The following is a 13,050-nucleotide window of genomic DNA, read 5'->3' on the forward strand; positions in this document are numbered from 1 at the left end:
GAGAACCCTTATGGATACAAAACCACTGGAGCGCTTCGCGGCCGAAGCTCGCCGTGAGCTCCTAACCGCCGTTGAAGCGCAGACATCTGCCGTTCTTGCAGCTGGCTCGGTGGCACGCAGTGAGCGCGCTGAGACGGTGAAGCGCCTCGAAGCCGAGATCGCGAAGCACGGTCGGAAGCATGTCATCGACAAGGTCGCCTACACCTGGTTCAATCGCCTCATTGCCTTGCGCTACATGGATGTTCACGGATACACCAGCGCCGGAGTCGTCTCACCCGCACAAGGCCACGAGCACGGCCAACCTGAGATTCTCGCTGATGCCAAGAGCGGTCACCTCGATACCGAAGTCATCACCACGCCCCGCGTTCAAGAAGCGATCATGGGGCTGCTCGACGGCACACGCCGCAGCACGGATGCTGAAGGGGAGGCCTACGCACTGCTCCTGACCGAATTCTGCCGCCACTGGAACAAGGCCATGCCTTTCATGTTCGAGCGGGAGGGTGACTACACAGAGCTGCTTGTCCCAGCCGGACTCCTTGCTGACGGTGGAATCCTGTCTCGTGCCCGGAGCGTGCTGACCAAGGATGTCTGCGAAGATGTCGAAGTCATCGGCTGGCTGTACCAGTTCTATGTTTCAGAGCGCAAAGACGAGGTCTTTGCCGGGTTCAAGCAGAACAAGAAGGCCGGAGCGGGCGAAATCCCTGCAGCCACCCAGCTCTTCACCCCGCATTGGATCGTCCGGTACTTGGTTGAGAACTCAATCGGACGCTTGTGGATGCTCAACCGCCCCGAGTCGCGCATCGTCGACCGGATGGACTACTACATCGCCCCAGTCGACGAAGGGATCGACTTCCTCAAGATCAGCGGACCTGAAGACCTGACGGTGATCGACCCGGCATGTGGCTCGGGCCACATGCTCACCTACGCCTTCGACCTGCTCTACTCGATCTACGAGGAAGAGGGGTACGCGCCGTCCGATATCCCGAGCCTAATTCTCAGGAACAACCTGTACGGCACCGAGATCGACCCCCGCGCTGGCTCGCTCGCGGCGTTCGCGCTCGTAATGAAGGCACGAGCAAAAGATCGTCGCTTCTTCACCCGGGGGGCTGAGCCGAAAATTTGCGTCATTGAGCCGATCTCGTTCGCTCCCGACGAGTTGGATTTCCTTCTCACCAAGAGTGGTGATCGCCTGGCCGAAGAGGCGTTCTGGAACCAATTCCGTGACGCCGACACGCTGGGGGCGCTGATACAGCCGGATCCCGATGCGACGAAGCACGCTTCGGTGGTTCTGTCGACGCTCGACGACGGGCTTCTCCACGGGCAGACCCTCGAGCGTGCACGTCAGGCCGTTCGTCAGGCGGAGGCACTGAGCCGGAAGTACTCCGTAGTCACGGCAAACCCGCCCTATATGGGTGGCAAGAACATGGACGCGCAACTCGCGGAGTTTGTGAAGTCTGAGTTCCCCGACGGAAAGCAAGACCTCTACGGATGCTTTGTCCTGCGCTCCATGAACATGTCGCGCGCAGGGGGATTTGTTGCAAAGGTCATTGGCGACACTTGGATGTCAATCGTCAGCTTCAAGGGTTTCCGGGAAGGCATCCTCGCCAGTCATTCGTTCGACAGTTTCGTGCACCTTCGAGATGTCTCTAACCATCCCGATATTTTTGGCGCGAATGCCGCATTCGTTCTCTCTATGACTAACGCTCCAGGGAAACGTGTGCCGTTTGTTCGGTTGACTCAGCTGAGCGAGGAAGAGAAACGGCTCCGGCTGATAGAAGCCATCAGTGAACCCACGTGTGATTGGCGCTTTGCGGCGTCTTCTGAAGACTTCGCGAGGGTACCTGGTTCGCCGATCGCCTACTGGCTCTCGGATGCCATGCGTGCCGCTTTCGCGAAGGGTCTGCCTCTGCACAAAGTCGCTGAGCCGAGGCAAGGGCTTGCGACTGCGGACAACAATCGCTTCCTCCGTTCCTGGTGGGAAGTTGAGGGCCGCCGGGCTGCATTCGATTGTGCTAACCGCGATGATGCGGAGGCCTCCGGTGCCCGGTGGTTCCCTTACAACAAGGGAGGAGAATTCCGGAAGTGGTGGGGAAACCACGAACATGTCGTGAACTGGGAAAATGACGGCGCCGAGCTGTTCGGGTTGCGGCCAAAGTCAGTTGTTCGGAGCCCCCAAACATACTTCCTTCCGTCATTGTCGTGGTCGAAGATCAGCTCGGGAGAACCTGCGTTTCGCATGTACCCACCAGGATTCGTCTATGACGTCGCGGGCACGTCAATATTCGCGGCGGATGCTGAACTTCGGCATGAGCTTGCCGCGTTTGCCAATTCATCAGTCGCTCTCGGAATGCTGGAGGCAATTGCACCCACTCTCAACTATGAGGTCGGCCAGATTGCTCAGCTTCCCGTCGTTTCATTGAACGGGACGGGCGCATACGATCGCGCTCGTCAGGCCGTTAAGCTCAGTCGGCAGGACTGGAACGAATTCGAGACGTCATGGGACTTCACGATGCCCTCGATCCTTAGTGCAGACGGTAGCTCAATCGCAGATCGCTATGTGGAGGTTTCAAAAGAGTGGGTACAGGCTGCCGAACAGCTACGTGAACTGGAATCGAAGAACAATGCGGCCATTGCGGAGGCCTACGATGTGTCGCATATTGTGACTGCTGAAGTCGCACTCGAACGGGTGTCACTCGCACGTAACGTCCAGTTCCGATACGGCCCCGGCAAGTCCGCCATGGAATACGAGGCACTGGAACGGGCAGATCTTGCCGCGGAGCTGGTTTCGTACGCGGTTGGCTGCATGTTCGGTCGTTACAGTCTCGACCAGCCGGGATTGATCCTCGCCGATCAGGGTGCGGCGCTTCAGGACTATCTCGCGAAGTTGCCGTCGCCGACGTTCATGCCCGACGCTGACAACGTCATCCCCATCGTCGACGATGGGTGGTTCGAAGACGACATCGTGGAGCGATTCCGGCAGTTCCTGCGGACAGCCTTTGGCGCTGAGCATTTCGAAGAGAACCTCCGCTTCGTGGAAGAGTCGCTGGGCGTCAAGACGATTCGGGACTACTTCATCGCGAAGTCGAACCCGTCCGCGAAAACGGCTGCGAAGTCGCGATTCTACGAAGACCATGTCCAGCGCTATAGGAAGCGTCCGATTTACTGGATGTTCTCCTCACCTAAGGGCTCTTTCAATGCCCTGATCTACATGCACCGGTACACCCCGTCGACGGTCTCAACAGTGCTCAACGAGTACTTGCGGGAGTACCGCGCGAAACTCGAGGTCGCCCTCCAGCGGGCTGAAGAAGCGGCAGCAGGTGGCGCATCCATCAAGGAGCAGAAGGAAGCCGAGCGGTTGCGCAAGGTGCTCGCCGAACTGCGCGACTATGAACACGATGTTCTTTACCCTCTGGACATCCAGAAGATGGATATCGACCTCGATGACGGTGTGCTGGTTAACTACCTGCGGTTCGGCTCCGCTCTCAGGGAATTTGGGCTTGAGAAAGACCGTACGAAGATCGAGAGCTGGACTTGGCCTAAGAACCGCCTGGAGCTCAGGAAGTGAGCAATACGTCTGCCATCCACGAGCATCTCCGCGCCCGGTTCGCAGAGCACCGCATCGTCGTGTGGCACGACCGGGACGGCAGTTACGAGACTGACCTCCAAAGCTACGTGCCGGCCGGCGTGACCGTGGAGCACATTGCGAACAACGAGTTCGTGATCAAGCACCGCGTACTGCGCGAGGACACCACAACCCAATTCCTGCTCTATCGTTCGGGTCCAGTGGCTGAGGGACCAGGAAACTGGTTGCTCGACGTCGAGCTTGCGTACGGGCCGGTATTCACCGCTGACCGCGGTGCGCTCATGCGCGCCGAACTTGGCTTGGATGACCCCGCTGCGGATGCTCTCATCGCCGAGCACACCTCCTTCTTCTCGGACTCCAAGCTGGTCGGAAATCTCAAAGAGCTGCTCGTTCCAAACGATGATCTCGTGACGGTCCGGGCGAAGATGTGCGCCGTTGTGATCGGGCAAAGGGAACACAGCCTTTCGGAACTGACACGCACTCTTTTGATCCAGCAGGCGAAGGGAATCACGTCGGGATATGAGGCTGTGTCCAAACATGGGCTCTCCGAGTTCCATTGGGAGGGGGCCGAGCGCATTCACGGCTACAGTTCCAAGTCTCCGACAGTGCAGGGCTTTGTTCTGTGGATGTTCCAGCAGGCCCGCGATGGCTTCGACGTGACGTCCTCGAACGCGGCTCGCAATCTCGCCATCGACTTCCGCAGCTTCCGCGACTCCAAACGCAGCGCGAGCGCGATCAAGGCTTTGGCCCGCAAAGTAGAGGAAGATCTGGGGTACCAAGAGCATGTCGCCGAGATCGAGTGGACCTCGCTCAAGGACGCGGACATCTTCGAAGCGGCCGAACGGGAGGTCATCCGTCGTCTCGTCGACGGTGTCGCTAACCAGACGATGCCACACCGTGAGACCCTCGAGACGATCACCGCCCGCCGTCGAGACAGCTTTTGGTTCGAGGACTACGCCACCGTCTACGAAGCGCTGGCGGCGGCAGCTGAACTTCTCCCGACGATCCGCGCAACACGCTTGGACTTCAATAGCTTCGATGAAGGTCTGACGCGGTACCGGGACGAATTGTTCCGGGCGGACCAGCTCTACCGTCAGTTCACGCATGCGTATCAGACAGCGGAATTCAAGCAGCCGCTCGACGACTTAGCCGAGCAGGTCGAAGCCGCGTACGTTACCAACTTCCTTGCGCCGCTCGGCATGAGCTGGCAGCAGCAGGTCGACACCGTGAACCGGTGGAGTGCCGGCGCTCGCGACGTGACAGTGCAGTCGTCCTTCTATAGGCATTACGTAGCGAAGCTCACCAGAGGCGGGACCAAGAAGGCCGTTGTGGTGATCTCGGATGCGATGCGGTACGAGGTCGCCAAGGAACTGGAATCGAAGATCCTCGGCCTGGACAAGTTCGACGCAAAGACCGATGCCATGCTCGGTGTGCTGCCCAGCTACACCCAGCTGGGCATGGCAGCGCTCTTGCCGCACAAGACGCTGGCCCACTCGCCGGATGGCGACCCGGTCATGGTTGACGGCATGAAGTCCGATGGCACTGCAAACCGCAACTCGATCCTGGGCGCCGTCGGAGGCGTCGCGATCCAGGCCAAGGATTTTGTCGAAATGAAGCCTGTTGAACGGCGTGAGCTGTACTCCTCGCACCAGGTTCTCTACGTCTACCACGACACGATCGACGCCACGGGCGACAATGCGAAGTCTGAGCACCGCACCTTCGCTGCGGTCGCCGAGGCACTGGATCAATTGGTGGACATCGTCAAGAAGCTCGCCAGCGCTAACGCCACGAACATCTTCGTCACCGCTGACCACGGCTTCCTGTATCAGCGCTCCAAGCTCGCACCGCAGTTCAACCTGACGGTCAAGCCCCAGGGCGATCAAATCGTGACCGAGAAGCGACGCTATGCCCTGGGCCGTGGCCTCAAAGAGAACGCCGCATTCCGGACTTTCCAGCCCGAGCAGCTCGGGCTGTCCGGGGACCTTGAAGTGCAGATCCCAAACTCGATCCATCGGATCGTCAAACCGGGCGCGGGTTTCCAGTTTGTCCATGGGGGCGCCTCCCTCCAGGAGATCGTGGTGCCGGTTGTCGTGATCAAGAAGGGACGCTCCACCACGGTCGAGCCGGTCAATGTCGACATCCATCCGGAGTCGGACAAGATCACCACCGGCCAGATCGTCGTCAAGCTGTACCAGTCGATGCAGGTCGAGCCGCAGCGCACTGCGCGGCGGCTGCGTGCCGGCCTCTACTTCGGTGAGCAGCTGATCTCCAACGAACAGGAGATGGTGTTCGACTCCGAGAGCTCCGAGGGAAGGGACCGGTTCCAGAACGTGCGGCTTCTGCTGAGCAAGGAAGCCGATGCGGCGAACAATCAGGGCGTTGAGTTCCGCCTGATGGAACCCATTGAGGGCACGGACCAGTGGAAGAAGTACAAGAGCGTTCCGTACACGATCAAGCGTTCCTTCACGACGGATTTCGACTTCTAAGGAGCCATGATGAGCGAAAGCATCGACCTGTTTCAGCCGGTACCCGCCGATGAGGTTCTTGACGCCGGAACCCCGGAAGCGGGGAAGCCGAGCGAGCTGGACCGCAAAATCAACGAACACTTTGCCGGCGCCGTCGTCCGCAAGGACCTGGTCAAGGCCGTCAAAGGCAACGCAATCGTGCCCTCCTACGTCCTGGAGTTCCTGCTGGGGCAGTATGCGGCGTCGGATGATGAGGCCACTATTCAGGCGGGCATCGACAGGGTGCGCTCCATCCTGGCCCAGCACTACGTGCACCGCAACGAGTCAGAACTGGTCAAGTCCCGCATCCGTGAGAAGGGCCGCTTCCGGATCATCGACAAAGTCAGCGTCACCCTCAACGAGAAGGACGACGTCTACCAGGCATCCTTCGCGAACCTCGGCATCGGCGGGGTACTCGTCGACCCGGGTACCGTGACCGCGAACCAGAAACTGCTCGTTGGCGGTGTTTGGTGCCTGTGCGACATCGAGTACTCCCACAGCGACGACTCCCGCATCGTCCCGTGGGTTCTCGGGAGCCTCAAACCGATCCAGATGTCGAACTTCGACTACGACGGCTACCTCGAGGCCCGGGCGAAGTTCACGACGGATGAGTGGATCGATCTGCTCATCCAGTCCATCGGATTCAACCCCGAGATGTTCGGGCGCCGGGCCAAGCTGCTCCAGCTCGTCCGCCTCATCCCGTTTGTCGAGCGAAACTACAACCTCGTTGAGCTCGGCCCCAAGGGCACTGGAAAGTCGCATATCTACTCGGAGTTCTCACCGCACGGCATGCTGATCTCCGGCGGTGAAGTGACGGTGCCGAAGCTGTTCGTCAACAACTCCAATGGTCGGATCGGGCTTGTCGGCTACTGGGACGTCGTTGCCTTCGACGAATTCGCGGGAAAGAAAAAGCGCACTGACAAGGCGCTCGTCGACATCATGAAGAACTACATGGCAAACAAGTCGTTCTCCCGTGGTGTTGAGACTCTTGGGGCGGAAGCCTCGATGGTGTTCGTTGGCAACACCTCCCATACCGTGCCGTACATGCTCAAGCACTCTGACCTGTTCGACGAACTGCCGGAGAGCTACCACGATCCCGCCTACTTGGACCGGCTGCACTTTTACATCCCCGGGTGGGAAATCGACACAATCCGTAGCGAGATGTTCTCCGCCGGGTACGGATTCGTCGTCGATTACATCGCCGAAGTGCTCAAGTCCATGCGGAACCTCGACTACTCGGATCGGTACCAGCAGCATTTCACTCTCGGTTCGGACATCTCCACCCGTGACCGGGACGGTATCCACAAGACCTTCTCCGGGCTCATGAAGCTGCTTTATCCGCACGAGCAGGCGACCACCGGGGAGATCGAGGAGATCCTGCGCTTCGCGGTCGAGGGCCGCAAACGCGTCAAAGACCAGATCCTGCGCATTGATGCCACCATGCCCGAGGTGAAGTTCGGCTATAAGCCGGTCGGGGGCGGGTGGAAAGGCGTTAGGACGCTGGAAGAAGACCAGTACCGGGCTTATTATCACCGCGGGCGCCCGGCCACGTCGGCCGACGATGCAGAGGCGGATCCGGAGAACACCTACGGCGCGGGGCGCGGTGCCGCGTCCGTGCCTGAGGCGCCCGTCCCGGTAGAGCTCTTCCAAGGGCACCATGACTTCGCAGAGAACCAGCGGGGAATCTCGTACGAGACGCTGCTCCTGCCCTATCTGGCCGGTGCGAGTGAGATTGAGCTGCACGACCCGTATATCCGGCTGGGCCACCAGGGCCGCAACCTCGTCGAACTGCTTGCCATGATCGCGGCTGCGAAGGACCCAGCAGAGGAGATCAACTTCAAGCTATTCACGGTGCTTGACGGCGACCCGGAGCACCAGACGAAGCAGCTGCAAATGCTGAGTGCGATCGTTCAGGGCGCAGCCCAGCAAGGCATCAAGATTGACGTCGCCAAGGACCCAGGTGCCCATGACCGCTGGATCCGTACCGACACCGGCTGGCGCATCAACCTCGGACGCGGCCTCGATATTTTCCAGAAGTCCGACGGGGGCTGGTTCGACTTCGGTACGAGCCGCCAGGAATTCCGCCAGGTTCGCGCCTTCGGTGTGACATATATCCGCGAGGCCGCCGGTGACGGATTTGGCGAGATCGTGGGACACTCGCCGGCTGCGGAGTGAATTCGATCTACGTTGGAGCCGTCTACGCGGCCACGTGTACCTCGGCGGGCCCGTTGAAAGATTGGTGCGGGCGTTCGTCGCGCTTGCCTGGATCGTGCAGGTGCTGCGGGCGGTGCTGGTCCTGCTGATGCCCAGCGCCATGGACCCCGAGCCGGAGCTCCGGGCCGGGGCGGTGAAGATCGACGTCGCGTGGTGCGGCATCTGCGGGACGGACCTGCATGAATACCTGGAAGGGCCCATCTTTTCCTGCGCCCGGGCGTCCGCACCCGCTGTCGCACGAGGAATCCTCGGCGACCCTGGGACAACGAGTTCTCCGGACCTGTGTCCGAGGTGGGGGACGGGGTGGAGGGCATTGCGGTGGGCGACAATGTCGTCGTCGAACCGTACTTCGTGGACGGTGACTGCGACATGTGCCAGGCGGGCAGCTACCACCTGTGCCGGCAGATGGGCTTCATCGGGCTCTCCGCCGGCGGTGGCGGGCTCAGCGAAAAAGATCGTGGTGGACCAGCGGTGGGTGCACCCGATCGGCGACATCCAGCTGGACGAGGCGGCCCTGATCGAGCCGCTCTCCGTGGCGCACCACGCGGTGGCGCGCAGCGGTGCCAAGGCCGGCGACGTGGCCCTGGTGGGCGGCTCGGGCCCCATCGGGCTGCTGACGCGGCCGTCCTCAAGGGCATGGGTGTCACCACGATCATCAGCGAACTGACGTAGGCGCGGAAGGAAAAGGCCGTCTCCAGCGGGGTGGCGGACCATGTGCTGGACCCCAGCCAGGAGGACGTCCCGGCCCGGGTGCTGGAACTCACCGGCGGCACCGGCGCCGACGTCGCCTTCTCGTGCGCCGGCGTGAACGCGGTGCTGGACACCATGCCCGACGCCGACCGGCCCGGGGGGGTGGTCAACGTGTCCATCTGGGGCTCGCCCGCCACCGTGGAGATGCAGAAGCTGGTGCTCAAGGAGATCGACCGGCGCGGCACCATCGCCTACGTCCGGGACCATCCCGCGGTCAGCAAGATGGTGCAGGAGGGCAAAGTGGACCTCACGCCATTCATCACCGGCAGGATCGCGCTCGATGATCTTGTGGAACAGGGCTTCGACACCGTTATAAACCACAAGGACACGTCCGTGAAGGTGCTGGTGCATCCGTAGGGGGCTTGGAACTTGATTGAGTCTGTCGAGATTCTGGGCGCCGGGTCCTGGCACACTCAATTGTCCAGCGGAAGTAGGGCCGCTACGGCTGCCTGCCTGTCTCCGGCGAATTCTCGGGCCTCGAACTCTTCTGCCACATGGGTAACACCAGAATCGCGGCTACCCTGTAACGATGGCAGGCGGTTCCATCATCACTGAGATCCAGAGGAGGCATGTGTGGTTCGGGCGGAGAACGGGACGCTTGCGGGTGTTCTAGAAGGCAAGAAGCAGTACCAGATTCCGCTCTACCAACGCGTGTACTCGTGGGGCAAGAAGCAGCTCGACCAGCTGTGGTCGGACGTCGTCGAGCTGGAGCGCACTCTTGGCGAGGACCCAAAGTCGACGCACTTCATCGGGTCGCTCGTACTGGCGAGCAGTCCTGACTTCGGCGCCATCGGCGTCAACAAATTCCTCGTTGTGGACGGCCAGCAGCGCCTGACCACGCTTACTCTCCTTCTGGCTGCGCTCCGCGATCACTTGATCGAGACTGGGCATACCGAGCGGGCGAGTGGCATTGACGCCCAGTACTTGATCAATGTGTTCGACAGCGGCAAACCGCTGAAGGTCATGCCGACCCAGTCAGATCGGATTGCCTACAAGGCGGTGCTGAATCGTGCGCCGCAGGCCGGCGGTGAGGATGCCATTGGCGACGCTTATCGTTTCTTCCGCTCGAAGATAGCTGCGGCCGGAGACCCGGATGACCCACATGACCTGGAGCTGCTCGAAGCCGCCGTAGTACGTGGTCTCGCGCTCGTGGTTGTGACGGCGGAGCCTTCCGACAACGCGCACCGTATCTTCGAGTCGCTGAACAACACAGGTCTTCGCCTGACGCAGAGTGACCTGCTCAAGAACTACTTGTTCATGCGGCTCGGAGACCGGGCAGAAAGGGTCTACGAAAACAGTTGGCTTCCGTTGGAGAGGAAACTTGACTCTGAGAATCTCGAGCTGCTGTTCTGGCTCGACCTCGCTCAGCGAGACGAACGGGCGAAGCAGTCGGACACCTACGTCGGACAGCAACGCCGGCTCGAGAAACTAAAGACCACCGACGAGGTCGAGGCTGAGGTGATCCGCATCGCCAACCTGGGCGACGTGCTCGCGACGATTCTCAAGCCTGCGGGGGAGAAGCACGCTGAAATTCGCCGCCGCCTCACCAGAATCAGAGCTTGGGGCTCGACGACCGCATATCCGGTGGTGATGCAGATCCTTGCCCGTCGTGCTTCCGGCACAGCTGCTGACGATGAAGTTGTGCGCGCGCTGACGTACCTGGAGTCGTACTTCGTGCGACGCATCGTGATAGGGCGTGCCACAGCAAATCTGAACCGAACACTTCTGCAGGCTGTAGGTGCGATCAGCGATGCGGAGCGCATCGACGTCGCGCTGCGCGAATACCTATCCCGCGGCCGCAAACACTTCGCGACGGACCTCCAGGTACGCGACGCAGTCAACACGATCGCGTTCTACTGGCAGGGCCGCGGACCGCAAAAAAAGCTGATCCTGCAGTGGCTAGAAGAAGCGTACCGCCCTAAGGAGATCGTCGAGCTCGACCCACGGCATCTGACAATAGAGCATGTGTTGCCACAGACGATGACCGAGTCCGTGCGCAAGACCTTCGCAGCGGCTTTCAGTGCCGACGCGGACATCGACTACGAACACGAACGGGTCGTGCATACGCTCGGCAACCTCACCCTGAGCGGGTACAACAGCGAGCTCAGCAACAAGCCGTTCGATGAGAAGCGAGAGATGCTGGCCAAGAGCGGCGTAGCGATGAACCGGGCAATCGCCGCCCACGCCACATGGGGCGTCGACGAGATCAATGCCCGCAGCGCCGAACTAGCTGAGAAGATCATTGAGTTGTGGCCGGGGCCGGACGAGAGCATCATCGCTGTCGGCGACGAGCCGTCAGCGCTGCGCAGCCAAGTTGCTGCGATCATCGCCGAAATCCCGGCAGGGCGCTGGACATCGTACGGGGACGTGGCAATCGTGGCCGGTACCTGGGCCCAGCCGCTGGCCGCGATTATCGCGAACTACCCAATGGCCAACGCTTGGAGGGTCTTGCAGAGCGGCGGGACGATCTCACCTGGTTTCCGCTGGATCGAACCCGGCCGCAACGATGACCCACGCCTGATCCTTGAGGCGGAGGGCCTCCAGTTCGATGCACAAGGCCATGCGGATTCTGAGCAGTTCATGGGTGCAGAAGAACTCGCGGAGGCCGCCGGCCTGGACGTAGACGAGGACGCGATCTCCGCACGCCGCAAGAAGATCAAACCCCAAGCCAAAGCCAGCGCCCGGACATCTCTCAAGGACGCCCAGCTTGAATTTTTCGAGCGGGTCAGGGTCCACGGCATTGCAAACGCGACCAAAATTGAAACTTGGCGCAAGCCCTTTCCACAACACTGGTATGACGTCAGCATAGGAGACTCACGCGGCTTGATCTCCCTTCAGGCCAACTCCCAGAAGAAGACGGTCACCGCGCTCTTCTGGATCAACCACGACAAAGAGCTTTATGCGCAGTTGTTGGCCGAGCGCGACGCCATCGAGGCAGACCTCGGATTGGTCCTCGAGTGGGATGACAAGCCCGACCGTAAGGCATCCAAACTCGTTATCAGTCGTCCCGGCGATTTCCTGGACGAGGCTCAGTCGCAAGAACTCGTGGAGTGGCTCGTGACTACGGGAGACAGGCTCGCGGGGGTCTTGTCGAAGTACCTACGACGGTTGCGCCCCCAAGAGAACATCCACTTGGGGTCGCCGATTGCTTAAGGCTCTTACCGCCCCGCGATGTGCCCCGCCACGAACTCGGCATCGTCGCCGACCACGGACAGCGTGGCGGACAGGTGCTTCCGCGGCCTGCACTTGTACCGGCTCCTCCAGCAGGCCACGAACACTGACCCCGCGCCGCTGAAGGAACTCGTCATCCCACACGATGAGCGAGATGGCCGACCCGCATGTCGCCCATTGGCGAGAGAGGCTGGCCCCCCGTCCTCAAACCGACTCTTGGGCTTCAAATCCGTGCCAGCAGCTCAGCCTTCTTCGCGCTGAACTCATCGTCGGTGAGAATGCCCGCCTCACGCAGCGAGGCGAGCTTGGAGATCAGTTCCGTGACATCGGGTGTGGCGACCGGCGCTTGGTCCGCCGGCGGAGTCTTGGCTGGTGTGGGGATTCGGTCCTTGATGATTCCCGAAACGAGCGTAAACGCCTGCTCCGTCACAGTGGGCTTCTCCACCGGACCTGGAACAACCTGACCCGGTAATGGTTCGGTGGGGAGCGCACGCTGATTCTCAAGCACGAGTTCCAAGTGCTTGAACATTCCGTCAGGTAACTTGATCATCGACCGCTTGCCGTCGGCCCAATTGACGCGCACGACATGGGACGACCCCATGGCATCGAACGTCGCGCCGACCGCCACTGAAGCTGCCTTTCCGATCTGCCCTGGAAGGACGGCTCCGGCCACTGCCTTACTTACGGCGGCCACCGGGTTGCCCTTCCCATCGGTGACAACTTCGTCCCACTCGGCGACGTTTCAGGGGTCAACTTTCGGAACTTGAGCCCGGCCTGCACAACGAGTGTGCTGCCCACTGGGGTCGACACAGTCGCACCCTTGTAATC

The 13,050-nt window shown here is 60.9% G+C and carries 6 protein-coding genes and 1 pseudogene; 5 read left to right on the plus strand and 2 right to left on the minus strand.

From position 1 onward, the window contains the following. Positions 1-10: 10 nt before the first annotated feature. Genes pglX through brxL form a run of 3 tightly spaced genes read left to right on the plus strand, consistent with a single transcriptional unit; the run spans position 11 to position 8,262 of the window. Complete coding sequence (gene pglX, locus AC1DZQ_RS19465; RefSeq protein WP_476965044.1) at positions 11-3,565, plus strand: BREX-1 system adenine-specific DNA-methyltransferase PglX; 3,555 nt, start codon at positions 11-13, stop codon at positions 3,563-3,565. After that, positions 3,562-6,069, plus strand: a complete 2,508-nt coding sequence (pglZ, locus tag AC1DZQ_RS19470; protein WP_476965045.1) for a BREX-1 system phosphatase PglZ type A — start codon at positions 3,562-3,564, stop codon at positions 6,067-6,069. The genes pglX and pglZ overlap by 4 nt, the downstream gene beginning before the upstream one ends. 9 nt (positions 6,070-6,078) lie before the next feature. Then, on the plus strand, positions 6,079-8,262 hold the full coding sequence (brxL, locus tag AC1DZQ_RS19475) for a BREX system Lon protease-like protein BrxL (RefSeq protein ID WP_476965046.1): 2,184 nt from the start codon (positions 6,079-6,081) through the stop codon (positions 8,260-8,262). A gap of 22 nt (positions 8,263-8,284) precedes the next feature. Here brxL and AC1DZQ_RS19480 read toward each other — a convergent pair whose 3' ends face one another. Further along, positions 8,285-8,482: a hypothetical protein gene (locus AC1DZQ_RS19480; protein WP_476965064.1), complete on the minus strand. Its 198-nt coding sequence runs from the start codon at positions 8,480-8,482 to the stop codon at positions 8,285-8,287. On the opposite strand from AC1DZQ_RS19480, the pseudogene AC1DZQ_RS19485 reads away from it, so the two are divergent. Both AC1DZQ_RS19485 and AC1DZQ_RS19490 read left to right on the plus strand, forming a co-directional pair. Continuing rightward, positions 8,390-9,408: pseudogene (locus AC1DZQ_RS19485) on the plus strand (2,3-butanediol dehydrogenase). The gene AC1DZQ_RS19480 and the pseudogene AC1DZQ_RS19485 sit on opposite strands and share 93 nt — an antisense overlap. A 216-nt stretch (positions 9,409-9,624) precedes the next feature. After that, the gene (locus AC1DZQ_RS19490) at positions 9,625-12,204 is read left to right on the plus strand and encodes a DUF4268 domain-containing protein (protein ID WP_476965047.1); all 2,580 of its coding nucleotides are present in this window, start codon (positions 9,625-9,627) and stop codon (positions 12,202-12,204) included. 241 nt (positions 12,205-12,445) lie between these two features. Here the strand turns inward: AC1DZQ_RS19490 and AC1DZQ_RS19495 are convergent, their stop codons facing one another. After that, on the minus strand, positions 12,446-12,850 hold the full coding sequence (locus tag AC1DZQ_RS19495) for an SHOCT domain-containing protein (protein WP_476965048.1): 405 nt from the start codon (positions 12,848-12,850) through the stop codon (positions 12,446-12,448). Positions 12,851-13,050: the final 200 nt, after the last annotated feature.

This window comes from Arthrobacter sp. P1_C12_2 (genome assembly GCF_056406415.1).

Coding starts and splice junctions, on each gene's coding strand:
- AC1DZQ_RS19480 (WP_476965064.1), bottom strand. CDS start 8,482: ATGCAGGTCCGTCCCGCAGATGCCGCACCACGCGACGTCGATCTTCAC.
- pglX (WP_476965044.1), top strand. CDS start 11: ATGGATACAAAACCACTGGAGCGCTTCGCGGCCGAAGCTCGCCGTGAG.
- brxL (WP_476965046.1), top strand. CDS start 6,079: ATGAGCGAAAGCATCGACCTGTTTCAGCCGGTACCCGCCGATGAGGTT.